Source organism: Kitasatospora sp. NPDC058190 (assembly GCF_042883685.1).
Classification (GTDB): Bacteria; Actinomycetota; Actinomycetes; order Streptomycetales; family Streptomycetaceae; genus Kitasatospora.
Genome location: NZ_JBHVVI010000066.1, coordinates 16,526 through 41,293, shown reverse-complemented (window position 1 = coordinate 41,293; position 24,768 = coordinate 16,526). Strand labels below are relative to the sequence as shown.

Annotated in this window: 23 protein-coding genes; 21 read left to right on the top strand and 2 right to left on the bottom strand. The window is 71.9% G+C overall.

Annotated features, from left to right (window positions below; genetic code table 11):
• Positions 1 to 199: 199 nt before the first annotated feature.
• From ACFVWU_RS27210 to ACFVWU_RS27190, 5 genes are all read left to right on the top strand, one after another.
• Positions 200 to 1,306, top strand: a complete 1,107-nt coding sequence (locus ACFVWU_RS27210) for a M24 family metallopeptidase (RefSeq protein WP_387625758.1) — start codon at positions 200 to 202, stop codon at positions 1,304 to 1,306.
• A 79-nt stretch (positions 1,307 to 1,385) separates the two neighbouring features.
• Positions 1,386 to 1,949: an elongation factor P gene (gene efp / locus ACFVWU_RS27205; RefSeq protein ID WP_387625757.1), complete on the top strand. Its 564-nt coding sequence runs from the start codon at positions 1,386 to 1,388 to the stop codon at positions 1,947 to 1,949.
• A 4-nt stretch (positions 1,950 to 1,953) separates the two neighbouring features.
• On the top strand, positions 1,954 to 2,391 hold the full coding sequence (gene nusB / locus ACFVWU_RS27200; protein WP_030290257.1) for a transcription antitermination factor NusB: 438 nt from the start codon (positions 1,954 to 1,956) through the stop codon (positions 2,389 to 2,391).
• 123 nt (positions 2,392 to 2,514) lie between these two features.
• Positions 2,515 to 3,342 carry a thioesterase family protein gene (locus ACFVWU_RS27195; RefSeq protein WP_387625754.1) on the top strand — a complete coding sequence of 276 codons (828 nt, stop codon included), beginning with the start codon at positions 2,515 to 2,517 and terminating at the stop codon, positions 3,340 to 3,342.
• A 159-nt stretch (positions 3,343 to 3,501) separates the two neighbouring features.
• A complete protein-coding gene (locus ACFVWU_RS27190) occupies positions 3,502 to 4,422 on the top strand; it encodes a hypothetical protein (protein ID WP_387625752.1) in 921 nt (306 codons plus the stop codon).
• A gap of 145 nt (positions 4,423 to 4,567) precedes the next feature.
• On the opposite strand, the gene ACFVWU_RS27185 is transcribed toward ACFVWU_RS27190, so the two are convergent.
• The gene (locus ACFVWU_RS27185; protein WP_030056198.1) at positions 4,568 to 5,071 is read right to left on the bottom strand and encodes a transcriptional regulator; all 504 of its coding nucleotides are present in this window, start codon (positions 5,069 to 5,071) and stop codon (positions 4,568 to 4,570) included.
• Between the two features lie 331 nt (positions 5,072 to 5,402).
• On the opposite strand from ACFVWU_RS27185, the gene pyrR reads away from it, so the two are divergent.
• The 14 genes from pyrR (at position 5,403) to ACFVWU_RS27115 (ending at position 22,029) form a co-directional block, all read left to right on the top strand.
• Entirely contained in the window at positions 5,403 to 6,026 is a 624-nt protein-coding gene (pyrR, locus tag ACFVWU_RS27180; RefSeq protein WP_387625750.1) for a bifunctional pyr operon transcriptional regulator/uracil phosphoribosyltransferase PyrR, read from the top strand.
• A 5-nt stretch (positions 6,027 to 6,031) separates the two neighbouring features.
• Positions 6,032 to 7,018: an aspartate carbamoyltransferase catalytic subunit gene (locus ACFVWU_RS27175; protein WP_387625748.1), complete on the top strand. Its 987-nt coding sequence runs from the start codon at positions 6,032 to 6,034 to the stop codon at positions 7,016 to 7,018.
• Entirely contained in the window at positions 7,015 to 8,319 is a 1,305-nt protein-coding gene (locus ACFVWU_RS27170; RefSeq protein ID WP_387625746.1) for a dihydroorotase, read from the top strand. Before ACFVWU_RS27175 ends, ACFVWU_RS27170 begins: the two co-directional genes overlap by 4 nt.
• Positions 8,316 to 8,888, top strand: coding sequence for a hypothetical protein (locus tag ACFVWU_RS27165; RefSeq protein ID WP_387625744.1), 573 nt, complete (start codon positions 8,316 to 8,318; stop codon positions 8,886 to 8,888). The genes ACFVWU_RS27170 and ACFVWU_RS27165 overlap by 4 nt, the downstream gene beginning before the upstream one ends.
• Positions 8,885 to 10,042, top strand: a complete 1,158-nt coding sequence (gene carA, locus ACFVWU_RS27160) for a glutamine-hydrolyzing carbamoyl-phosphate synthase small subunit (RefSeq protein WP_387625742.1) — start codon at positions 8,885 to 8,887, stop codon at positions 10,040 to 10,042. The genes ACFVWU_RS27165 and carA overlap by 4 nt, the downstream gene beginning before the upstream one ends.
• Positions 10,035 to 13,346, top strand: coding sequence for a carbamoyl-phosphate synthase large subunit (carB, locus tag ACFVWU_RS27155; RefSeq protein WP_387625740.1), 3,312 nt, complete (start codon positions 10,035 to 10,037; stop codon positions 13,344 to 13,346). The genes carA and carB overlap by 8 nt, the downstream gene beginning before the upstream one ends.
• 135 nt (positions 13,347 to 13,481) lie before the next feature.
• On the top strand, positions 13,482 to 14,585 hold the full coding sequence (locus ACFVWU_RS27150) for a quinone-dependent dihydroorotate dehydrogenase (protein ID WP_387625738.1): 1,104 nt from the start codon (positions 13,482 to 13,484) through the stop codon (positions 14,583 to 14,585).
• Positions 14,586 to 14,638: 53 nt separating this feature from the next.
• Positions 14,639 to 15,472, top strand: coding sequence for an orotidine-5'-phosphate decarboxylase (pyrF, locus tag ACFVWU_RS27145; RefSeq protein WP_387625736.1), 834 nt, complete (start codon positions 14,639 to 14,641; stop codon positions 15,470 to 15,472).
• 383 nt (positions 15,473 to 15,855) lie between these two features.
• A complete protein-coding gene (gene mihF, locus ACFVWU_RS27140) occupies positions 15,856 to 16,182 on the top strand; it encodes an integration host factor, actinobacterial type (protein WP_030290269.1) in 327 nt (108 codons plus the stop codon).
• Positions 16,183 to 16,231: 49 nt separating this feature from the next.
• On the top strand, positions 16,232 to 16,789 hold the full coding sequence (gmk, locus tag ACFVWU_RS27135; RefSeq protein WP_387625733.1) for a guanylate kinase: 558 nt from the start codon (positions 16,232 to 16,234) through the stop codon (positions 16,787 to 16,789).
• A gap of 37 nt (positions 16,790 to 16,826) precedes the next feature.
• Positions 16,827 to 17,093 carry a DNA-directed RNA polymerase subunit omega gene (gene rpoZ, locus ACFVWU_RS27130; RefSeq protein ID WP_030240625.1) on the top strand — a complete coding sequence of 89 codons (267 nt, stop codon included), beginning with the start codon at positions 16,827 to 16,829 and terminating at the stop codon, positions 17,091 to 17,093.
• Between the two features lie 168 nt (positions 17,094 to 17,261).
• Positions 17,262 to 18,497: a bifunctional phosphopantothenoylcysteine decarboxylase/phosphopantothenate--cysteine ligase CoaBC gene (coaBC, locus tag ACFVWU_RS27125; protein WP_387625731.1), complete on the top strand. Its 1,236-nt coding sequence runs from the start codon at positions 17,262 to 17,264 to the stop codon at positions 18,495 to 18,497.
• Between the two features lie 150 nt (positions 18,498 to 18,647).
• A complete protein-coding gene (gene metK / locus ACFVWU_RS27120) occupies positions 18,648 to 19,856 on the top strand; it encodes a methionine adenosyltransferase (protein ID WP_387625729.1) in 1,209 nt (402 codons plus the stop codon).
• Between the two features lie 88 nt (positions 19,857 to 19,944).
• Positions 19,945 to 22,029 (top strand): primosomal protein N', encoded by a 2,085-nt coding sequence (locus tag ACFVWU_RS27115; protein WP_387625727.1) that lies wholly within the window; start codon positions 19,945 to 19,947, stop codon positions 22,027 to 22,029.
• A gap of 121 nt (positions 22,030 to 22,150) precedes the next feature.
• On the opposite strand, the gene ACFVWU_RS27110 is transcribed toward ACFVWU_RS27115, so the two are convergent.
• Positions 22,151 to 22,768 (bottom strand): hypothetical protein, encoded by a 618-nt coding sequence (locus ACFVWU_RS27110; protein WP_387625725.1) that lies wholly within the window; start codon positions 22,766 to 22,768, stop codon positions 22,151 to 22,153.
• Between the two features lie 248 nt (positions 22,769 to 23,016).
• On the opposite strand from ACFVWU_RS27110, the gene ACFVWU_RS27105 reads away from it, so the two are divergent.
• Complete coding sequence (locus ACFVWU_RS27105; protein WP_387625723.1) at positions 23,017 to 23,592, top strand: IS607 family transposase; 576 nt, start codon at positions 23,017 to 23,019, stop codon at positions 23,590 to 23,592.
• Positions 23,589 to 24,752, top strand: coding sequence for an RNA-guided endonuclease TnpB family protein (locus ACFVWU_RS27100; protein WP_387625721.1), 1,164 nt, complete (start codon positions 23,589 to 23,591; stop codon positions 24,750 to 24,752). Before ACFVWU_RS27105 ends, ACFVWU_RS27100 begins: the two co-directional genes overlap by 4 nt.
• Positions 24,753 to 24,768 lie beyond the last annotated feature (16 nt).

Here is a 24,768-nt window from a genome sequence, read left to right as displayed (position 1 = left end):
GTTCGAGGGGCCGGGTCGAAACCGTTCACCGAAATGGAAGTCGTTTTCGCTGTCTCAACGTGAACTCCGCCCCGCCCATTCCCGGAGGCATGCGGGGAGAAGGTCTGATGGCCGAGAACGAGCATCGGCGTGCGACCGCAGCCCTCCCCCTGGGGGTGCTCGGCGGGCGGTTCGGGCCGGGGGTTCGTAGGCTCGACGCATGGCCGATGCGTACACGGGGCGGCGGGAGCGGGTGCGGGAGCACTGCAGTGCGGCCGGGGCCGATGCGGCGCTGGTCACCCGGGCGGCGAACGTGCGGTATCTGACGGGCTGCGCGCCGTGCGGGGCGACCTTGCTGCTGACCAGGGAGCGGGCGTTGCTGGCGGTGCCGGACGACCTGCCGCCGGACGACACGGGGGAGCACCTGATCGCCGCCGACGTCACCCAGATGCCGGTGCCGGCCGGGGCCGACACCGCGCTGGCCGCCACGGCCGCGGCCGCGCGGCTGGGGGTGCGGGACCTCGCGGTGGAGGAGCACGACCTGACCGTCACCCGGCACCGGGCGGTGGGGAGCCTGGCGGAGGGCGCCCGGCTGGCGGACCTCGGCCAGGTGGTGGAGCGGCTGCGGGTGGTGAAGGACGAGCACGAGATCGCCGACCTGCGGATCGCCGCCGAGATCGCCGACCAGGCGCTCGGCGAGCTGCTGGAGTCGATCCTGGTCGGCCGCACCGAGCGGCACCTGGCGATGGAGCTGGAGCGCCGGATGATCGACCACGGCGCCGACCGGGCCGCCTTCCCGGTCTCGGTCGGTACCGGCAGCCACTCCGGCCAGCCCGCCCACCAGCCGACCGACCGCCGGGTGGAGGAGGGCGACTTCCTCACCGTGGTGATGGGTGCCCAGTACCGCGGCTACCGCGTCTCGACCGCCCGGACCTTCGTGATCGGCGCCGCCCCCGCGCCCTGGCAGGTCGAGCTGCACCGGTTGGTCTTCCGTGCCCAGCGGGCCGGCCGGGAGGCGCTCGGACCGGGCGTGGAGCAGTGCGTACCCGACCGGGCCGCGCGGCAGGTCCTGGAGGCGGCGGGCCACAGCGAGGCCTCGCCGCACCCGGTGGGCCACGGCATCGGGCTGGAGATCCGGGAGGCGCCGCGCCTCGGTCCGTCGGACATGGGTAAACTGGACAGCCGCGTACCGGTCACCGTCGGCCCAGGGGTCCACCTCCCGGGCAAGGGCGGGGTCCGGATCGAGGACACGCTCGTCGTGCGCCCCCTCGAAGAGGGCGGGCCCGAGCTGCTCACCATCACCACCAAGGAGCTCCTCGCCCTGTGACGGCGGCCCCCGAAGGCCGTCGGCGGCAGGACGCGACCCCTTGGTTCCTTGACAGCTATATCCAGGAGTAAGTGCGCCCGTGGCTTCCACGAACGATCTCAAGAACGGCATGGTCCTCAAGCTGGAGGGCGGCAAGCTCTGGTCCGTCGTCGAGTTCCAGCACGTCAAGCCCGGCAAGGGTCCGGCCTTCGTTCGGACCAAGCTCAAGGAGGTCCTGACGGGCAAGGTCGTCGACAAGACCTTCAACGCCGGCACCAAGGTCGAGACCGCCAACGTCGACAAGCGCGGCATGCAGTTCTCGTACAAGGACGGCGAGAACTTCGTGTTCATGGACATGGACACCTACGACCAGCTGACCGTCGAGCCGGCCGTCGTCGGCGACGCGGCCAAGTACCTGCTGGAGGGCTTCGAGGCCCTGGTCGCCACCAACGAGGGCGCCGTCCTGTACATCGAGCTCCCGGCTGCCGTCGAGCTGGTCATCTCGCACACCGAGCCGGGCGTCCAGGGCGACCGCTCCACCGGTGGCACCAAGCCGGCCACCCTCGAGACCGGTGCCGAGATCCAGGTCCCGCTCTTCGTCGTCACCGGCGAGAAGGTCAAGGTCGACACCCGCGACGGCAGCTACCTCGGCCGGGTGAAGTAAGTCCGTGTCGGCCGCACGTAGCAAGGCCCGCACCAGGGCCTTCCAGATCCTCTTCGAGGCCGACCACCGCGGGGTCGACCCGCAGCAGGTCCTCGCCGACTGGGTGGCCCGCGCCCGCGAGCCGAAGCCCGACGAGGGCACCCCGCAGGTCGGTGAGTACACCATGGAGCTGATCGAGGGGTACGTCCAGCACGCCCGTCGCATCGACGACCTGATCGAGCAGTACGCGGTGGGCTGGACCCTCGACCGGATGCCGATCGTGGACCGCAACGTCCTGCGGCTCGGCGCGTACGAGCTGATCTGGGAGGACGGCGTCCCGGACGCGGTCGTCCTGGACGAGGCCGTCGAGATCGCCAAGGAGTTCTCCACGGACGACTCCCCGGCCTTCGTGAACGGCATGCTCGCCCGCTTCCTGGAGCTGAAGCCGAGCATCCGCCGGTAACGGTCATGCCTTTCGAACGGCCGTCGGATCCGCGAACCCGGATCCGACGGCCGTTCCGTGTTTCACCCGGCAGGCGTAATGTGGAGCCCTACTCGCCAGTAACTTGAAGGGCAGGCCACCCCCATGACCACTGCGACCCGCAGCGAGTTCGACCAGGGCATCGCCCTGACCAGACACCCCGACGAGGCCGGCCGCTACGACGCCGAGCTCGGTGCCGGCTGGCAGATCGGCGGCGGGGTCAACGGGGGGCTGCTGCTCGCCGTGGCCGGACACGCGCTGTCGCTGGAGCACGGCGAGCACCCCGACCCGGTATCGATCAGCGGTTACTACCTGTCCGCCTCGACCCCCGGCCCGGCCACCGTCCGCACCGAGGTGCTGCGCACCGGTCGCGGCCTGTCCACCGGCACCGCCTCGCTCAGCCAGGACGGCGTCGAGCGGCTGCGGGTGGTGGCCAGCCACGGCGACCTCGCCGCCGCCGACGGTGAGGTGCGCACCAGTGCCGTCCCGCCGCAGCTGCCGCCGCCGGACCAGTGCATCGGCGTCGAGCACGCGCCGCCGCAGCTGATCGAGCAGGCCGCCCTGCTGGAGCGCTTCGACCTGCGGCTCGACCCGGCCACCGTCGGCTGGGCGCTCGGGCAGCCCTCCGGCAACGGACGGATCCAGGGCTGGTTCCGGCTCCGCGACGGCCGCGAGCCCGACCCGCTGCTGCTCCTGCTGGTCGCCGACGCGCTGCCGCCGGTCACCTTCGACCTCGGCCTGCCCGGCTGGGCCCCGACCGTCGAACTGACCGTCCACCTGCGGGCCAAGCCGGCCCCGGGCTGGCTGCGGGTCACCCACGCCACCCGCAACCTGGCCGGCGGCTACTTCGAGGAGGACGCCGAGATCTGGGACGAGGCCGGCCGCCTGGTCGCCCAGTCCCGACAGCTGGCCCGGGTGCCGCGTTCGGCGTGAGGTGACGCGGAGACGGCGGCCGGTATTACCGGTGGTTACATTCCTGTGACACGCCGTACGTGTGTGGCGCGCGGAACTGGGGAGTAACACGGTCAGCGGCGAGCCCCCGCCGCTGACCGTCACACCGCCGACGGTCGCCCGCCGACGCCAGGAGCCTCGATGACCAGCCGCAAGGGCCGCGCCCGCCGTAACTCCGACTGCACCGCCGGCGGCCTGCGGCCCGCGCTGCGGGCGCCGCACCGGCCGCGGCCGGCCGAGGGGGCCGAGCAGGCGTTCGTCATCGGGGTGCTCACCAACGCCGCGGACTTCCAGCGGGCCCGCGCCTGGGGCGTGTGCGACGCCCCCGACTTCGAGCGCTACCTGGCCGACACCGCCGAGCTGCTGGCCGACGCGCTGGAGCGGTTCGAGACCGTCCGGGCCCGGATGTTCCACCCGCAGGACTTCGAGGAGTTCTGCCTGCTGCACCGGCTGGACCCGACCGAGCCCGCCGCGCGCGACCGCTACCTGGTCAACCCGCCGCTGCAGACCCAGCTGCTGGCCTACCGGGGCGAGGAGCTGGCCGGGGACTTCGTGCCGCGCCTGGTCCGGGCCCGGGAGAACGGGCTGACGCTCTGCCACGTCGACCTGCTGCTCGACGGCGGCCTGTACGGGGGCGCGGGCGAGGCCGACGAGGAGCAGGCCCGCTGGGTGCGCGCCGCCTACCAGCGCGGGGGCGAGGTGTTCCGCCGGATGCTGGTCGGTGCGGGCGCCGGGGTGTACGAGCTGCGCCTGCGGGTGGACGCGCCGGACGGCAAGCTCACCGCCGCGGCCCGGGTACTGCAGTGGGAGGACGGCGTGGTGCGGATCAACGACGAGGACCTGGAGCTGGTCTGCGCGGTGCTCTGCGCCGGGCTGGCGCTGGAGCTGCCGGCCGTCGCGGTGCTGCACGGCTCGCAGGGCTCGGCCGCCTCCTGCGGCGAGTACCTTCCCGCGGCCTGGGCCTGGTCCAGCGGCGGGCCGGACTGGGCGCCGGCCGCCCGGCCGGTGCGGCTGGACGGCGTCGCGGCGCAGCCGGGCTACAGCCTGGGCACGGTCTGCTGACCGGACGGGCCTGGCGAGGTGGCGGTCACAGGTGGCGGTCACAGGAGACACCGCGGCGCGGCCCCCGAACCCCGGGACCGCGCCGTGACGTTTCTGCTTGGTGCTACTTGGTGTTGCTCACCGATGGGAGCCGGTGCGGCGAGCGTCAGCTCGCGTCCTCCTCGCGCACCGCGCGGCGCGCGTCGGGGTTGAGCACGCCCCAGGAGATCAGCTGCTCGGTGAGGATCGACGGCGACTGGTCGTAGATCACGGCCAGCGTGCGCAGATCGTCCTGGCGGATCGAGAGGACCTTGCCGTTGTAGTCGCCGCGCTGGCTCTGGATGGTCGCCGCGTAGCGCTGCAGCGGGCCGGCCTTCTCGGACGGGACCTGAGTCAGTCTCTCCAGGTCGAGGACCAGGCGCGGCGGCGGCTCGGCCGCGCCGCCCGGCGTACCGCCGGGCAGGAGCTCCTGCACCGGAACGCCGTAGAACTCGGCGAGCTCGGCCAGCCGCTGCACGGTGACCGCACGGTCGCCGCGCTCGTACGAGCCGACGACGACTGCCTTCCAGCGCCCCTGGGACTTCTCCTCGACACCGTGCAGGGAGAGACCCTGCTGAGTGCGGATCGCTCGGAGCTTGCCTCCGAGCTGCTTCGCGTAGTCGCTGGACATTGATCTCCCCGGACGAGATTGCTTCGCGTTCAGTGGTGGGTCACGGGCGATTGCCGACGTCGTTACCGGTGGGTTCGACGCGCGTCTCGTAACTCACTGTGAGGTTACGTAGAGTAAGGTGTTGCGTCAAGCCGAATGGGGCAGTCGTGCGAATGGCTCGCATCGTCGGCGCATCCGGGGCGTTAACCCGATGAAGCGGAATGATGGACGTCCACTTGCCTCCGGGGGCGCTGATAGGATGACCCGAAGCCCACGCCCGGTTAGGCGGGGGCAATTCCCAGACATCCTTTAAGGCCCGTCCCGTGAGGCGGGGAAGGAGGTCCGCTTCGGCATGACCACACACAGAGAACCGACGCCGCGGCCGCCGCACCAGGTGCTGGACGGCACGGACATCGCCCGGGTCGTCACCCGGATAGCGCACGAGATCGTCGAGCGCGCCAAGGGCGCGGAGGACGTCGTGCTGCTCGGCATCCACACCAGGGGCGTCCACCTCGCCCGCCGCCTGCACGGCCGGCTGGCCCAGATCACCGGGAGCGAGATCCCGCTGGGCACCCTGGACATCACCATGTACCGGGACGACCTGCGGCTGAAGCCCGCCCGCGCCCTGGAGCACACCGAGATCCCGCCCGGCGGCATCGACGGCAAGCTGGTGATCCTGGTCGACGACGTGCTCTTCTCCGGCCGCACCATCCGCGCCGCGCTCGACGCGCTGAGCGACATCGGCCGCCCGCGCGCCGTCCAGCTCGCCGTCCTGGTCGACCGCGGCCACCGCGAGCTGCCGATCCGGGCCGACTACGTGGGCAAGAACCTCCCTACCTCGCTGCGCGAGGCCGTGCAGGTGCGCCTGTCCGACACCGACGGCGTGGACGCCGTCCTGGTCGGCGACCGCGACTACACCGCCCGCAGCTCGCAGGCCCTGGCCTCCCAGCCCACCGAACCGCACCTCCCGGAGTAGCCCGCGTGAAGCGCCACCTCGTCTCCGCCGCCGATCTCAGCCGCGACGACGCGCTGCTGATCCTGGACACCGCCGAGGAGCTGGCCCAGCTCTCCGGCCGGGCCGTCAAGAAGCTCCCCACGCTGCGCGGCCGCACCGTCGTCAACCTCTTCTTCGAGGACTCCACCCGCACCAAGACCTCCTTCGAGGTCGCCGAGAAGCGGCTCTCCGCCGACGTCATCAACTTCTCCGCCAAGGGCTCCTCGGTCTCCAAGGGCGAGAGCCTCAAGGACACCGCGCTGACCCTGCAGGCGATGGGCGCCGACGCGGTCGTCATCCGCCACCACGCCTCGGGCGCGCCGGCCCGGCTGGCCCAGTCCGACTGGCTGCACGGCAGCGTGATCAACGCCGGTGACGGCACCCACGAGCACCCCACCCAGGCGCTGCTCGACGCCTTCACCATGCGCCGCCACCTCAACGCCGGGCTGGGCAAGGACCTCGCCGGGCGCCGGGTGACCATCGTCGGCGACGTCCTGCACAGCCGGGTCGCCCGCTCCAACGTGCACCTGCTGACCACCCTCGGTGCCCAGGTCACCTTCGTCGCCCCGCCGACCCTGCTGCCGATCGGCATCCAGAACTGGCCCTGCGAGATCAGCTACGACCTCGACAGCGTGCTGCCCAAGACCGACGCGCTGATGATGCTGCGGGTGCAGCGCGAGCGGATGAACGCCGCGTTCTTCCCGACCGAGCGCGAGTACAGCCGCCGCTACGGCATGAACGGCATCCGGATGGCCCAGCTGCCCGAGCACGCCATCGTGATGCACCCCGGCCCGATGGTCCGCGGCATGGAGATCACCGCCGAGGTCGCCGACTCGCCGCGCTGCACCGTGGTCGAGCAGGTCGCCAACGGCGTCTCCGTCCGGATGGCCGTCCTCTACCTGCTGCTCGGTGGCGTCACCCTCGCCGACGCTGCCGCCGCCCCCCGCACCGACTCCGTGGAGACCGCCCAGTGACCAGCTACCTGATCCGCAACGCCAAGATCCTGGGCGGCGCCCCGCAGGACCTCCACCTCGCCGACGGTGTCATCAAGGCGATCGGCACCGGCCTCGCGGTCGAGGCGGACATCGAGATCGACGCCACCGGCATGATCGCCCTGCCCGGCCTGGTCGACCTGCACACCCACCTGCGCGAGCCCGGCCGCGAGGACGCCGAGACCGTGCTCACCGGCACCCAGGCCGCCGCGATGGGCGGCTTCACCGCCGTGCACGCGATGGCCAACACCACCCCGGTGGCCGACAGCGCCGGCGTGGTCGAGCAGGTCTGGCGGCTCGGCCAGGAGGCCGGCTACTGCGACGTCCAGCCGGTCGGCGCCGTCACCGTCGGCCTGGAGGGCAAGAAGCTCGCCGAGCTCGGCGCGATGCACGAGTCCGCCGCCTCCGTCCGGGTCTTCTCGGACGACGGCAAGTGCGTGGACGACGCGGTGCTGATGCGCCGCGCCCTGGAGTACGTCAAGGCCTTCGACGGTGTCGTCGCCCAGCACGCCCAGGAGCCGCGGCTGACCGAGGGCGCCCAGATGAACGAGGGCCAGGTCTCCGGCGAGCTCGGGCTCGGCGGCTGGCCGGCCGTCGCCGAGGAGTCGATCATCGCCCGCGACGTGCTGCTCGCCGCGCACGTCGGCTCCCGGCTGCACGTCTGCCACCTCTCCACGGCCGGCTCGGTCGAGATCGTCCGCTGGGCCAAGGCCAAGGGCTGGGACGTCACCGCCGAGGTCACCCCGCACCACCTGCTGCTCACCGACGAGCTGGTCCGCTCCTACGACCCGGTGTACAAGGTGAACCCGCCGCTGCGCACCGCCGAGGACGTCCAGGCGCTGCGCAAGGCGCTCGCCGACGGCACCATCGACGCCGTCGCCACCGACCACGCGCCGCACCCGGCCGAGGACAAGGACTGCGAGTGGGCCGTGGCCGCGATGGGCATGGTCGGCCTGGAGACCGCGCTGTCGGTCGTCCAGCAGACCATGGTCGACACCGGCCTGCTGAACTGGGAGGGCGTCGCGGACCGGATGTCGCACCGCCCGGCCCGGATCGGCCGTCTCACCGGGCACGGCCGGCCGATCTCGGCTGGTGAGCCCGCCAACCTGGTGCTGTTCGATCCCGCGTACCGTGGTGCCGTGAACCCGGACAGCTTCGCCACCCGCAGCCGCAACACCCCCTACAAGGGCATGGACCTGCCCGGACGGGTGCACGCCACCTTCCTGCGCGGTCGCGCCACCGTGCTGGCCGGTGAGCTGGCCGAGCAGGGCGGCCCGGCGTGACCGGCGCGACGATCCTGCTCGCCAGGGAGCAGGCGAAGGTCACCAACTGGCCCGGGTACATCGGCTGGACCATCGGACTGCTGATCATCATCGGCCTGGTCTACTGGCTGATGCGCCAGGGCTGGAACTGGCGGCGCACCCTGCAGTCCGGGATCCCGCCGCTGCCCGCGGTGCCGGCCCGCGCCGGCCGGACCATCCTGGAGACCAGCGGCCGGTACCACGGCACCACCACCGCCGGGAACTGGCTCGACCGGGTCGTCGCGCACGGCCTGGGCACCCGCAGCCGTGCCGACCTCACCCTCGGCGAGGACGGCCTGCTGGTGCAGCGCCCCGGCGACGTGGACTTCTGGATCCCGGCCGAGTTCCTGTCGGGTGCCCGGACGGACTCCGGGATCGCCGGCAAGGTCGTCCCCTCCGGGCTGCTCGTCGTCACCTGGACGCACGAGGGCACCGAGCTGGACTCCGGCTTCCGGGCCGACCATCCCGACGAGCACACCGCCTGGGTCGAGGCGATCACCCAGCTCGCAACACGTACGAAGACGAAGAAGACGGAAGAGGCCGCGCAATGACCGCACCTGCCCCCACCACGCAGCGCCAACGGCGGGAGCGCATCCCCGCCGTGCTCGTCCTGGAGGACGGCCGGACCTTCCGCGGCCAGGCCTACGGCGCCGTCGGCGAGACCTTCGGCGAGGCGGTCTTCAACACCGGCATGTCCGGCTACCAGGAGACCCTGACCGACCCGTCGTACCACCGCCAGGTGGTCGCGATGACCGCCCCGCAGATCGGCAACACCGGCTGGAACGACGAGGACGACGAGTCCCAGCAGATCTGGGTCGCCGGCTACATCGTGCGCGACCCCGCCCGGGTGGCGTCCAACTGGCGCTCCCGCCGCTCGCTGGACGACGAGCTGGTCCGCCAGGGCATCGTCGGCATCAGCGGCATCGACACCCGCGCGCTGACCCGCCACCTGCGCGAGCGCGGCGCGATGCGCTGCGGCATCTTCTCCGGCGAGGCGGTGGCCGACCCGGCCGCCCTGCTCGCCCGGGTGCAGCAGTCGCCCGAGATGAAGGGCGCCGACCTGTGCGCCGAGGTGGCCACCACCGAGCCGTACGTCGTGCCCGCGATCGGTGAGAAGCGGTTCACCGTCGCCGCGCTGGACCTCGGCATCAAGGCGATGACCCCGCAGCGGATGGCCGAGCGCGGCATCGAGGTGCACGTGCTGCCGGCCAACTCCACCCTGGAGGACGTCTACGCCGTCAACCCGGACGGCGTCTTCTTCTCCAACGGCCCGGGCGACCCGGCCACCGCCGACCACCAGGTCGCCGTGGCGCAGGGCGTGCTGGAGCGCAAGACCCCGTTCTTCGGGATCTGCTTCGGCAACCAGATCCTCGGCCGCGCCCTGGGCTTCGGCACCTACAAGCTCAAGTACGGCCACCGCGGCATCAACCAGCCGGTGCAGGACCGCACCACCGGCAAGGTCGAGGTGACCGCCCACAACCACGGCTTCGCCGTGAACGCGCCGCTGGACAAGGTGAGCGACACCCCCTACGGGCGGGTCGAGGTCTCCCACGTCTGCCTCAACGACGACGTGGTCGAGGGCCTGCAGGCGCTCGACGTGCCCGCCTTCAGCGTGCAGTACCACCCCGAAGCGGCCGCCGGCCCGCACGACGCCGCCTACCTGTTCGACCGCTTCGTGAAGCTCATGGAGGGCCAGCGTGCCTAAGCGCACTGACATCAAGTCCGTCCTGGTGATCGGCTCCGGTCCGATCGTCATCGGCCAGGCCGCCGAGTTCGACTACTCGGGCACGCAGGCCTGCCGCGTTCTCAAGGCCGAGGGCCTTCGGGTCGTGCTGGTCAACTCCAACCCGGCCACGATCATGACCGACCCGGAGATCGCCGACGCCACCTACGTCGAGCCGATCACCCCGGAGTTCGTCGAGAAGATCATCGCCAAGGAGCGCCCCGACGCGCTGCTGCCGACCCTGGGCGGCCAGACCGCGCTGAACACCGCGATCTCGCTGCACAAGGCGGGCACGCTGGAGAAGTACGGCGTCGAGCTGATCGGCGCCGACGTCGAGGCGATCAACAAGGGCGAGGACCGCGACCTGTTCAAGGGCGTCGTCGAGGCCGTCAACGCCAAGATCGGCCACGGCGAGTCCGCCCGCTCGGTCATCTGCCACACCATGGACGAGGTGCTGGCCGGCGTCGACACGCTCGGCGGCTACCCGGTCGTGGTGCGCCCCTCCTTCACCATGGGCGGCGCCGGCTCCGGCTTCGCCCACAACGAGGAGGACCTGCGCCGGATCGCCGGCCAGGGCCTGGCCCTCTCGCCGACCACCGAGGTGCTCCTGGAGGAGTCCATCCTCGGCTGGAAGGAGTACGAGCTGGAGCTGATGCGCGACCGGAACGACAACGTCGTGGTCGTCTGCTCCATCGAGAACTTCGACCCGATGGGCGTGCACACCGGTGACTCGATCACCGTCGCCCCGGCGATGACCCTCACCGACCGCGAGTACCAGATCCTGCGCGATGTCGGCATCGCCGTCATCCGCGAGGTCGGCGTCGACACCGGCGGCTGCAACATCCAGTTCGCCGTCAACCCCGTCGACGGCCGGGTCATCGTCATCGAGATGAACCCGCGCGTCTCCCGCTCCTCGGCGCTCGCCTCCAAGGCCACCGGCTTCCCGATCGCCAAGATCGCCGCCAAGCTGGCCGTCGGCTACACCCTGGACGAGATCCCCAACGACATCACCGAGGAGACCCCGGCCTCCTTCGAGCCGACCCTCGACTACGTCGTGGTCAAGGTGCCGCGGTTCGCGTTCGAGAAGTTCCCGAGCGCCGACGCGACGCTGACCACCACCATGAAGTCCGTCGGCGAGGGCATGGCCCTCGGCCGCAACTTCCCCGAGGCGCTGCAGAAGGCGCTGCGCTCGCTGGAGAAGAAGGGCTCCCAGTTCAGCTGGATCACCCCGGTCGGCGACAAGGCGGAGCTGCTGGTCAAGGCCGCCGTGCCGACCGACGGCCGGATCAACACCGTGATGGACGCCATCCGGGCCGGCGCCACCCCGGAGGAGGTGTTCGAGTCCACCAAGATCGACCCGTGGTTCGTCGACCAGCTCTTCCTGCTCGACGAGATCGCCGGCGAGCTGGCCGAGGCCGCCGAGCTCACCCCCGAGCTGCTGCGCCACGCCAAGCGGCACGGCTTCTCGGACCAGCAGATCGGCGAGATCCGCGGCCTGCGCTCCGACGTGGTCCGCGAGGTGCGCCACGCGCTCGGCATCCGCCCGGTGTTCAAGACCGTCGACACCTGCGCCGCCGAGTTCGCCGCCAAGACCCCGTACTTCTACTCGTCCTACGACGAGGAGAACGAGGTCGCCCCGCGCACCAAGCCGGCCGTGATCATCCTCGGCTCCGGCCCGAACCGCATCGGCCAGGGCATCGAGTTCGACTACTCCTGCGTCCACGCCTCCTTCGCGCTGGCCGACGCCGGGTACGAGACCGTGATGGTCAACTGCAACCCGGAGACCGTCTCCACCGACTACGACACCTCCGACCGGCTCTACTTCGAGCCGCTCACCCTGGAGGACGTGCTGGAGATCGTCCACGCCGAGCAGCAGGCCGGCCCGCTGGCCGGTGTGATCGTCCAGCTCGGCGGCCAGACCCCGCTCGGCCTGGCCCAGGCGCTCAAGGACAACGGCGTGCCGATCGTCGGCACCCAGCCCGAGGCGATCGACCTCGCCGAGGAGCGCGGCGCCTTCGGCCGCGTGCTGCGCGACGCCGGGCTGCCCGCCCCCAAGCACGGCACCGCCTTCTCCTTCGCGGAGGCCAAGGCGATCGCGGACGAGATCGGCTACCCCGTCCTGGCCCGCCCGTCCTACGTGCTCGGCGGCCGCGGCATGGAGATCGTCTACGACGAGGCCTCGCTCGCCTCCTACCTGGAGCGGCACGCCGGTCTGATCTCCGAGCACCCGGTGCTGATCGACCGCTTCCTGGACGACGCGGTGGAGATCGACGTCGACGCGCTCTACGACGGCACCGAGCTCTACCTCGGCGGCGTCATGGAGCACATCGAGGAGGCCGGCATCCACTCCGGCGACTCCGCCTGCGCGCTGCCCCCGATCACCCTCGGCGGCTACGACATCAAGCGCCTGCGCACCTCCACCGAGGCCATCGCGCGCGGTGTCGGCGTCCGCGGCCTGATCAACATCCAGTTCGCGCTGGCCGGGGACATCCTCTACGTGCTGGAGGCCAACCCGCGCGCCTCCCGCACCGTCCCGTTCACCTCCAAGGCGACCGCGGTGCCGCTGGCCAAGGCCGCCGCCCGGATCTCGCTCGGCGCCACCATCGCCGAGCTGCGCGCCGAGGGCGTGCTCCCGGCCGAGGGCGACGGCGGCACGCTGCCCGCCGACTGCCCGATCTCGGTCAAGGAGGCCGTGATGCCGTGGAGCCGCTTCCGCGACATCCACGGCCGCGGGGTGGACACCGTGCTCGGCCCGGAGATGCGCTCGACCGGTGAGGTCATGGGCATCGACAAGGTCTTCGGCACCGCCTACGCCAAGGCCCAGTCCGGCGCGTACGGCGCGCTGCCGACCAAGGGCAAGGTCTTCGTCTCGGTCGCCAACCGCGACAAGCGCAACCTGGTCTTCCCGGCCCGGGCGCTGGTCGGCCTCGGCTTCGAGGTGCTCGCCACCGCCGGCACCGCCGAGGTGCTCCAGCGCGGCGGCATCCCGTCCACGCTGGTGCGCAAGCACAGCGAGGGCGAGGGCCCGAACGGCGAGAAGACCATCGTCCAGCTGATCCACGACGGCGAGGTCGACCTCATCATCAACACGCCGTACGGCACCGGCGGTCGCCTCGACGGCTACGAGATCCGCACCGCGGCCGTCTCGCGCGGGGTCCCGTGCCTGACCACCGTCCAGGCGATGGGCGCGGCCGTCCAGGGCATGGACGCGCAGCTGCGCGACGAGGTCGGGGTGATGTCGCTCCAGGAGCACGCCGAGCTGATCAACGCCGGCCGCAGCAAGTAGCACCACCGCAGTGGGGGGCACCGGAGCCAGATGGGTGCCCCCCACTTCCATGCCCGTCGCCCGCCACCACCCTGCCTGCGACGGGCTGCGTCCGCGCCCTGAATTCCGCTACCTGCCCTCGGAGTTGAAACCACCTTGTACAAGCTCCTGTTCGACCTCGTCTTCAAGAAGATGGACCCGGAGAAGGCGCACCACCTCGCCTTCTTCTGGATCCGGCTCGCCTCCTCGGTGCCCGGGCTGCGCACCCTGGTGCGGCTGGTCCTCGCCCCGCGTGACCGGGCGCTGCACACCAGGGCCCTCGGCCTCGACCTGCCCGGCCCGTTCGGGCTCGCGGCCGGCTTCGACAAGAACGGCGTCGGCATCGACGGCCTGGCGATGCTCGGCTTCGACTACGTCGAGATCGGCACCATCACCGGCGAGCCCCAGCCCGGCAACCCGGCGCCCCGGCTGTTCCGCCTGGTCGAGGACCGCGCGCTGATCAACCGGATGGGCTTCAACAACCAGGGCTCGGCCCGGGTCGCCGCCCGGCTGGCCGCCCGCCCGCACACCAGCTCCACCCCGGTGATCGGCGTCAACATCGGCAAGACCAAGGTGGTCGAGGAGGCCGACGCCGTCGCCGACTACGTCAAGTCCACCGAGCGGCTGGCCAAGTACGCCGACTACCTGGTGGTCAACGTCAGCTCGCCGAACACCCCCGGGCTGCGCAACCTGCAGGCCGTCGACCACCTGCGCCCGCTGCTGGCCGCCGTCCGTGAGGCCGCCGACCGCACCACCGCGCACCACGTGCCGCTGCTGGTCAAGATCGCCCCCGACCTGGCCGACGAGGACATCGACGAGGTCGCCGACCTCGCCCTGGAGCTGGGCCTGGACGGCATCATCGCCACCAACACCACGATCGGCCGCGAGGGCCTGCGGGCCGACGCCCAGCGGGTCGCGGAGATCGGCATGGGCGGCCTGTCCGGCGCCCCGCTCAAGGCCCGCGCCCTGGAGGTGCTGCAGCGGCTGCGCGCCCGCACCGGGGGCCGGCTGACGCTGGTCTCGGTGGGCGGCGTGGAGACCGCCGAGGACGCCTGGCAGCGGATCATCCACGGCGCCGACCTGGTCCAGGGCTACAGCGCCTTCATCTACGAGGGCCCGTTCTGGTGCCGCAGGATCCACAAGGGCCTCTCCACCCGGGTCCGCGCGGCCGGCTTCCGGGACCTCGCGGCGGCCGTCGGCAGCGCCGTCCGCAGCTCGTGACCCCCTTCATCGCTTCCGGCCCGACCGGTTCCGGAAAGTCTGGAAAGGACGACATGACCCTCGCCCCGTTCGGCGCCCGGCTGCGCCAGGCCCTCGACACCCGTGGCCAGCTCTGCGTCGGCATCGACCCGCACGCCTCCCTGCTCGCCGCCTGGGGGCTCGGCGACGACCTCGCCGGGCTGGAGACCTTCAGCCGCACCGTGGTCGAGGCGCTGGCCGACCGGGTGGCCGTGCTCAAGCCGCAGGCCGCCTTCTTCGAACGCTTCGGCAGCAAGGGCGTCGCGGTGCTGGAGAAGAGCGTGGCGGAGGCCCGGGCGGCCGGTGCGCTGGTCCTGATGGACGCCAAGCGCGGCGACATCGGCTCCACCATGGCCGCCTACGCGGAGGCCTTCCTGTCGCCCGCCAGCCCCCTGTTCTCGGACGCCGTGACGGTCAGCCCGTACCTGGGCTTCGGCTCGCTGCGCCCGGCCCTGGACCTGGCCCGGAAGCAGGGCTGCGGGGTGTTCGCACTGGCGCTCACCTCCAACCCGGAGGGCGCCGAGGTGCAGCGCGCGGTCGGTGCGGACGGCGAGCCGGTCGCGGCGGCGGTGCTGCGGCAGCTGGCGGCCGAGAACGCGGACGCCGCGCCGCTGGGCTCCTTCGGCGCGGTGGTCGGCGCGACGCTGGCCGACGCGGGCGTGGAGCTGGCCATCAACGGCCCGCTGCTGGCCCCCGGGATCGGCGCCCAGGGCGCGACCATGGCGGACCTGCCGCGGGTGTTCGGCGCCTCGGTGATCAACGTGGTGCCGAGCGTCAGCCGGGACGTGCTCAAGCACGGCCCCTCGGTGGCCGCGCTGCGGGACGCGGCGGACCGCTTCGTGGGCGAGTTCGCGGACGCCGTCAAGTAGCGGACAGTGGCCGGTGCGTGACGGGAGCCGTTCGCCGGGTAGCCGGACGGTGACCGTCCGCAGTGTCCGCAGGACGGCGGGGCGGCACCGGAGTTGACGTGAGCGCCGTCACATCGACCCTGTCAAAGTTTCGCAATCGCGGTCATTTTGCCCCGGAAAGTCCTGGTCGGCCTTGGCTGACCAGGACTTTTCGTGTTCTTTTCCTGACGTGGCGCCGCAATGCGGGTAGTGTCCGGCGATAGGTCATCGGCGAGTTGCGAAACCTGTAGCTCCCGCAGGTCAGGGCCCTGTGGTTCCCCATTGGGCTCCCATTGCGGACGGTGTCCTCGGTACCGAACCAGTCATAGCTCAATCCCTTCCTTCCACACCCTGAGGTGAACGGCGTGGCTCTTCCGCCCCTTACCCCTGAACAGCGCACCGCCGCGCTCGCCAAGGCCGCCGAGGCTCGCCGGGAGCGCGCCGAGGTCAAGAACCGGCTCAAGCACTCCGGCGCCTCCCTGCACGAGGTGATCAAGGCCGGCAAGAACGACAACGACGTCATCGGCAAGATGAAGGTCTCGGCCCTGCTCGAGTCCCTTCCGGGCGTCGGCAAGGTCCGTGCCAAGCAGATCATGGAGCGCCTCGGCATCAGCGAGAGCCGGCGGGTCCGCGGCCTCGGCACGAACCAGATCGCCTCCCTGGAGCGGGAGTTCGGCGGTGGCGCCGCCTGACCGTGCCCCCGTGGTCCCGGGATCGTCCGCGATCCGGGATAATCGGTGCATGAGTGAGCGTCCGCGGCTGACCGTGCTCTCCGGCCCTTCGGGGGTCGGCAAGAGCACGGTCGTCGCTCATATGAGGAAGATGTACCCCGAGGTCTGGCTCTCGGTGTCGGCGACGACCCGCCACCCGAGGCCGGGCGAGAAGAACGGGGTCCAGTACCACTTCGTCGACAACGACGAGTTCGACAAGCTGATCGCCAACGGTGAGCTGCTGGAGTGGGCCGAGTTCGCCGGGAACCGCTACGGCACCCCGCGCGCGGCGGTGCTGGAGAAGCTGGAGCGCGGCGAGCCCGTCCTGCTGGAGATCGATCTCCAGGGTGCCCGTCAGGTGCGCGAGTCGATGCCGGAGGCCCAGCTGGTCTTCCTGGCCCCGCCGAGCTGGGACGAGCTGGTCCGCCGGCTGACCGGCCGGGGCACCGAGCCGCAGGACGTGATCGAGAAGCGGCTGGAGGCGGCCAAGGTCGAGCTCGCGGCCGAGCCCGAGTTCGACACGACGCTTGTCAACACCTCCGTCGAGCAGGTGGCGGCCGAACTGCTAGCCTTGCTCGGTGTAGCCTGACCTGTCTGTCTTTTCCACCCTTTCGGAAGGTTTTAGCGTGTCCTCTTCCATGACCGCGCCCGAGGGCATCATCAACCCGCCGATCGACGAGCTGCTTGAGGCCACCGACTCGAAGTACAGCCTCGTGATCTACGCCGCCAAGCGCGCGCGCCAGATCAACGCGTACTACTCCCAGCTCGGCGAGGGCCTGCTGGAGTACGTCGGCCCGCTGGTCGACACCCACGTGCACGAGAAGCCGCTGTCGATCGCGCTGCGCGAGATCAACGCGGGCATGCTGACCGCCGAGGCGATCGAGGCTGCCTGAGGCAGTCCCGTCCCTTTCCCGGAGGGCCCGGCGGAATCGTTTCCGCCGGGCCCTCCGGCGTCTTCGCCGGCGGTGGGGCCGGGCGCTGCGGGGTGGGGCACCGTGCGGGTGGCAGCTGAGGGGCCGTAGGGTGAGCGGGTCCCAGATCCTGAGAAAGGTCGTCGGTACATGAGCGCGAACGCGGACGCGGACGCTCCTCGCGTCGTCCTCGGCGTCAGCGGCGGGATCGCCGCCTACAAGGCCTGCGAGCTGCTGCGCCGGTTCGCCGAGTCCGGCCACCAGGTCACCGTGGTACCGACCGCCGCGGCGCTGCACTTCGTCGGCGAGGCCACCTGGGCCGCGCTGTCCGGCCGCCCGGCCGCCACCGAGACCTGGGAGCGCGTGCACGAGGTGCCGCACGTGCGGATCGGGCAGCAGGCCGACCTGGTGGTGGTCGCCCCCGCCACCGCCGACCTGATCGCCAAGGCCGCCCACGGGCTCGCCGACGACCTGCTGACCAACACCCTGCTCACCGCCCGCTGCCCGGTCGTGCTGGCGCCCGCCATGCACACCGAGATGTGGGAGCACCCCGCCACCCGGGACAACGTCGCCACCCTGCGCCGCCGGGGCGTGATCGTGCTGGAGCCGGCCGTCGGGCGGCTGACCGGCAAGGACACCGGCAAGGGCCGGCTGCCCGAGCCGTCCGCGATCTTCGACGCCTGCCGGGCCGTGCTGCGCCGCGGCGGGGCGGTGCCGACCGACCTGGCCGGTCGGCACGTGGTGGTCTCGGCCGGCGGCACCCGGGAGCCGCTGGACCCGGTGCGCTACCTGGGCAACCGCTCCTCCGGCAAGCAGGGCTACGCGCTCGCCGTCACCGCCGCGGCGCGCGGTGCCCGGGTGACTCTGGTCTCGGCCAACGCCGAGCTGCCCGACCCGGCCGGGGTGGACGTGGTGCACGTCGGGACGGCCCTGGAGCTGCGCGAGGCGGCGCTGAAGGCGGCCGAGGACGCGGACGCCGTGGTGATGGCCGCGGCCGTGGCGGACTTCCGGCCCGCCGAGTACGCCACCGGCAAGATCAAGAAGGTCGAGGGGGTCGAACCGGCGCCGGTCGCCCTCGTCCGCAACCCGGACGTCCTGGCCGAGTTGTCGGCCCACCGCCCCCGTTCGGGCCAACTGGTCGTGGGTTTCGCGGCGGAGACCGACGACGTGCTCGCCAACGGCCGCGCCAAGCTCGCCCGCAAGGGCTGTGACCTGCTGGTCGTCAACGAGGTGGGCAACGGAAAGGCTTTCGGGACGGACGTCAACGAGGCCGTCGTCCTGGGCTCGGACGGCAGCGAGACGCCGATCCCGGTGGGCCCGAAGGAGGCCCTGGCGGACGTGGTCTGGGACCTGGTCGCGGAGCGTCTGGGGCCGATCGGAGACTGATCGAGCAGCGCTCGGATGTGGTCTTGATTTTTGGAACTGGGTCACGTTCGACGGAACCAGACCGTTACACTCCAGGAATCAAGTCTTTCCGGATGTCCCCGGTTCGCCGGGGGCCTTCAGTCAGCAGCCGCTGCAACCCCAGGGAGCGCTGTGTCTCGCCGCCTGTTCACCTCGGAGTCCGTGACCGAGGGACACCCCGACAAGATCGCTGACCAGATCAGCGACACGATCCTTGACGCTCTCCTCCGGGAGGACCCGACGTCCCGGGTCGCCGTGGAGACGCTCATCACCACCGGCCAGGTGCACGTGGCCGGCGAGGTGACGACCAAGGCGTACGCGCCGATCGCCCAGCTCGTCCGGGACAAGATCCTGGAGATCGGCTACGACAGCTCCAAGAAGGGCTTCGACGGCGCCTCCTGCGGCGTCTCGGTGTCCATCGGCGCCCAGTCGCCCGACATCGCGCAGGGCGTCGACACCGCGTACGAGGCCCGGGTCGAGGGCGATGAGGACGACCTGGACAAGCAGGGTGCCGGCGACCAGGGCCTGATGTTCGGCTACGCGTCCGACGAGACGCCCGAGCTGATGCCGCTGCCGATCACCCTGGCGCACCGGCTCTCCCGCCGTCTGACCGAGGTCCGCAAGAACGGGACCATCCCGTACCTGCGCCCCGACGGCAAGACCCAGGTCACCATCGAGTACGACGGCGACAAGGCCGTCCGCCTCGACACCGTGGTCGTCTCGACCCAGCACGCCAGTGACATCGACCTGGAGTCGCTGCTCACCCCGGACATCCGCGAGTTCGTCGTGGAGCCGGAGCTGAAGGCGCTGGCCGACCAGGGCATCAAGCTGGTCACCGACGGTTACCGCCTGCTGGTCAACCCGACCGGCCGCTTCGAGATCGGCGGCCCGATGGGCGACGCCGGCCTGACCGGCCGCAAGATCATCATCGACACCTACGGCGGCATGGCCCGCCACGGCGGCGGCGCCTTCTCCGGCAAGGACCCGTCCAAGGTGGACCGCTCGGCCGCCTACGCGATGCGCTGGGTCGCCAAGAACATCGTCGCCGCGGGCCTGGCCCGCCGCGCCGAGGTGCAGGTCGCGTACGCGATCGGCAAGGCCGAGCCGGTCGGCCTGTTCGTCGAGACCTTCGGCACCGAGACCGTGCCGGTGCTGGACATCCAGAAGGCCGTCTCCGAGGTCTTCGACCTGCGTCCGGCCGCGATCATCCGCGACCTGGACCTGCTGCGGCCCATCTACGCCCAGACCGCCGCCTACGGCCACTTCGGCCGCGAGCTGCCGGACTTCACCTGGGAGCGCACCGACCGGGTGGACGCCCTGAAGGCCGCCGTCCAGGCCTGACCCGTCGCCCGAAGCGGCGCCCACCCCGCACCGGGGTGGGCGCCGCTTTGTGCGTCCTGTCGGTGCGACCTGGTAGTACTTGGGAACGATGAGCAGCACAGGGGAGAACGGGGCCGCCGAGCCGGAGCAGCTGGCGTTCATCCGGGAGACGGTCAAGCGGGCCAAACCCCGGACGTGGAAGGGCGCCAAGCGGGCCGAGCACCTGCCGGTGGCCCGGGTCGTGGTGGACAAGGGCGTGCTCACCATCGACAAGCTCTTCGACTACGAGGTCCCGGCCACCATGGCCGAGGAGGCCCAGCCGGGCGTCCGGGTGCGGGTGCGCTTCGGGGCTCGGGTGGTCAAGGGCCAGCGCGAGGGCGGCGAACTGCACGACGGGTTCATCGTCGCCCGGTTGGAGAAGAGCGACTTCGCCGGTCCGCTCGCGCCGCTCGCCCAGGTGCTCTCGCCCGAGCCGGTGCTCTCCCCGCCGCTGCTGCGGCTGTGCCGCACCGTCGCCGACCGCTACGCCGGGACGCTGGCCGACGTGCTGCAACTGGCCGTGCCGCCCCGGCACGCCAAGGCCGAGGCCGAGCCCTCGCCGCCGCCGCCAGCGCGCCCCCGGCCCCCGGCGCCGGGCGGCTGGCAGCGCTACCCGGCCGGCCCCGACTTCCTGTCCTCGCTGGCCGGCGGCGGTTCGCCGCGCGCGGTGTGGGCGGCGCTGCCGGGGCCCGGCTGGCCGTACGAGATCGCCCGGGCGGTGGCGGCGACCCTGGCGGGCGGGCGCGGCGCACTGGTGGTGCTGCCGGACCGGCGGTCGGTGGCCCGGGTGGACCAGGCGCTCACCGAGCTGCTCGGGCCCGGGATGCACATGGCGCTGGAGGCCGAGCTCGGCCCGCGCGAGCGCTACCGGCGCTGGCTCGCGGTCAGCCGCGGCTCGGTGCACGCCGCGATCGGCACCCGGGCCACGATGTTCGCACCGGTGCGCGACCTCGGGCTGGTGGTGGTCTGGTCCGACGGCGACGGCAGCCACAGCGACCCGCGCGCCCCGCATCCGCACGTCCGCGAGGTCGCGCTGCTGCGCGCGGCCGAGGAGGGCGCGGCGGTGCTGCTCGGCGGGCACGCGGTGACCGTGGAGGGCGCGCAGCTGGTCAGCACCGGCTGGGCGCGGCCGCTGGTCGCGGACCGGGAGACGGTGCGGCAGGTCGCGCCGAGGGTGCGCACCGTCACCGACCAGGACCAGCACCGGGACGCCGCCGCGCAGGCCGCCCGGCTGCCCTCGGTGGCCTGGGAGGCCGCCCGGGAGTCGCTGGCGGCCGGGCATCCGGTGCTCATCCAGGTGCCCCGGCGCGGCTACGTGCCCCGGTTGGCCTGTGGACGCTGCCGCACCCCCGCCCGCTGTCGGCGCTGCGAGGGGCCGCTGGAGGCGCCCTCGGCGGACGCCTCCCTGCAGTGCGGTTGGTGTGGGGAGGCGGAGGGCGACTGGCACTGCCCGGAGTGCGGCTCCTTCCGGCTGCGGGCGCAGGTGGTCGGTGCCCGCCGTACGGCGGAGGAGCTGGGCAAGGCGTTCCCGCGGATCCCGGTGCGGACCTCGGGGCGGGAGGCGGTGCTGGCCACCGTGCCGGACGAGCCCTCGCTGGTGATCTCCACGCCGGGCGCCGAGCCGGTGGTCGAGGGCGGGGCCGGGTACGGGGCCGTGCTGCTGCTGGACGGCTGGGCGCTGCTGAGCCGACCGGACCTGCGGGCCGGGGAGGAGACGCTGCGGCTCTGGCTGGCGGCGGCCGCACTGGCCCGGCCCGCGACGGAGGGCGGGACGGTGGTGGTGGTCGCCGAGCCGTCGGCCCGTCCGGTGCAGGCGCTGGTGCGCTGGGACCCGCTGGGGCACGCCGGGCTGGAGCGGGACGAGCGGGCGCAGCTGCACTTCCCGCCGGTGTCCCGGATGGCCTCGGTGAGCGGCAGCCCGGCGGCGGTCGCCGACCTGTTGAACCTGATCCGGCTGCCGGAGGGGGCGGACGTGCTCGGGCCGGTGCCGGTGCCCGCCCTGCGGGGGGAGGAGCAGGAGCGCGCGCTGCTGCGGGTGGCGCCCGGCCAGGGGTCCGCGCTGGCGGCGGCGCTCAAGGCGGCGCAGATCGCCCGGATCGCGCTGCGGACGGCGGAGCCGGTGCGGGTGCGGGTGGATCCGACGGACATCGGGTAGGGCCTGTCCTCGAACTCGCGTCGTCCGCCCCGCGGGCGGGAGTTCGACGACAGGCCCTGCGCCGGATGGGGCGGGGTGAGTGGGCCACCCCGCCCCGGGTGGCCCGGTGGTGCGGGGTCGGTCAGCCGCGCAGGGGGATGCCGGTGCGGTCGGCCTGCGGGCGGTCGATGCCGCTGCCGCGGTCGACGGGGGTGCGGTCGATGGGCGTGCGGTCCACGGGGGTGCGCTCGATCGGGGCGCGGTCCAGGGCGGTGCGGTCCAGGCCGCCCTGGCGGGCGGCGGGGACGGTGGCAGCCAGGCCGCCGCGTTCGGCGGGGGCGGGCAGGTCCTCGGAGCGGTCCGGGCGGCTCGGGCCCGGGACGGCGCCGCTGGCGGCGAGGAGTTCGCTGGTCGGGCGGCGCATGCCGTAGCGGCGGTGCACGGCCTGCTTGGTGACCCCGAGGGCGGAGCCCACCGAGTCCCAGGAGAAGCCCAGCGCCCGGTCGAACTCGACCGCCGCTGCGACCAGGGTCTCCACGCTCTCCCGCAGTTCCTGGGCCAGGCGCACGGTCGGCGCGGGCGCGCGTCCGTACACCACGAAACCGGCCGAGGTGCTGGGTCGGCGCGGTCGGTAGACGTTGCCCAGTTGGGCGGTGAGCGTCCGCAGCGCGTCGACCTGGCGCCTCACCCGCTCGATGTCCCGCACCAGCAGGTGCAGGCTCGCCCGCGCCCGGGCGTCGTGGTTGATCTGCTCGGCCATGGCCTACGCGCCACCTTCCGTACGGCTCAGCTCGGCCGGGGCGCGGTGTCCCGTGCGCCCGGCCCTGGTCAATCTCTCTTGACCAACGCCGAAGCGGGGGCCGGGGTAACGCGGCTCGGCAGACTCGGGATATGCCGCATACCGGTGCGGCTGTCCAAGGACGGCCCGACAGATTCCCCGGGCGGTTTAAGAACGGCTCCATATTTTATAGGCGAACGTAGTCATCAATAGTTGTGTATGGTGATTACGTGAAGCTCGCAGACTGGGCGCGCCAGCAGGGCGTGACGTATCAGACCGCTTGGCGGTGGGTGAAGGACGGCAAGATGCCGGTCCCCGTGCGGCAGGCCCCGTCTGGTACGTGGATCGTGGAGGAGGCTCCGGCGGCTACCGGCCGCGTGGTCGCGTACTGCCGTGTCTCCTCCGCCGACCGGAAATCGGACCTTGACCGACAGGTCGCCCGCGTCGTTACTGGAGCAAACGCTCAGGGTCTCGCAGTGGCCGAGGTGGTGACGGAAATCGGTTCCGGCCTGAACGGCAAGCGCCGCAAGCTGCACCGCGTCCTTGCCGACCCGGGCGCGGCCGTGATCGTGGTCGAGCACCGTGACCGGCTGGCCCGCTTCGGCGTGGAGAACCTGCAAGCAGCGCTCGCCGCGACCGGCCGCCGCCTGATCGTCCTCGACCCTGAGGAATCCACGGACGGCCTGGTCAAGGACATGGCCGACGTACTGACGTCGATGTGCGCCCGGCTGTACGGACAGCGGGCGGCGAAGAGCCGGGCCGAACGGGCGCTGGCCGCCGCCACCGGTGAGGAGCCGTCTGCGTGAAGAAGTTCGAGCCGCAACCGGGGTTCGTGGTCCAGGCGTTCCGTTTCGCGCTGGACCCGAACGCTACGCAGGAGGCGGCCCTGTGGTCGCACTGCGGCGCGGCTCGGGCTGCCTACAACTGGGCCGTGGGCTGGGTTGAGGCGTCGTGGTGGCAGCGGAAGGCGGAGGAGTCCTACGGAATCCCCGAGGCGGATCTGACCGAGTGGCGGCCGTGGTCGCTCCCGAAGCTGCGGAAGATGTTCAACGAGGTCAAGAAGACCGATCCGCGTTTCTGTGGCTGGTGGGAGGAGAACTCGAAGGAGGCGTACTCCACGGGCCTGGCCAACGCGGCTGCCGCGTTCGACAACTACGCCGAGTCCCAGCGCGGTGAGCGCAAGGGCAAGACGGTGGGAATGCCGCGGTTCACGTCCAACAAGCTCCTCAAGCGGCTCTCTCGTCGAGTCTCCCGCCGTCAAGGACCGGCCGTCTACGACCCGGTGACCGGCAGGACGACCCGGCGTGAGCCGTCCAAGCGGTGGCTCAAGGCGAACGAAGACCGCAACAAGGTGCACCACCGCGTGGCCGACCTGCGTACGGATGCCCTGCACAAGCTCACCAGCGGCATCACCGCCGAGTACGTAACGGTGGTGGTCGAAGACCTCAACGTGGCCGGGATGCTCCGCAATCGCCGACTGGCCCGCAAGATCCAAGATGCCGGGTTCGGCGAGATTCGCCGCCAGATCACCGACAAGGCCGGATGGACCGGCGGAACAACGATCGTCGCGAACCGCTGGTACCCGTCGTCCAAGACCTGCTCCAACTGCGGCGTAGTGAAAGCCAAGCTGTCGCTGCACGTCCGAGTATTCACCTGCGATGCCTGCGGCCTGGTCATCGACCGGGACGAGAACGCCGCAACCAACCTCGCCGCCCTCGCGGCGGCCAGCACTACGGGTACCGGACTGGCCGGAGACCCGGACGCGCGAGCGTCGAAACCGCGTGGAGCCGACCAGAAGACCCGCGCCACCCGCACCCGTCGCACGATGGATGCGGGGCGGGCAGGTGGCGCAGTACCGCAGCAGCGGAAGGAAACGCGAGACCGTCATCAGGACACCCAAGCCTCACGCTTTGGTGGCACCGTTACGGACCTTCCGGGCGGAAACGTCCGGATTGCTGAGGCCTGACCATGGAGTCAGCAAC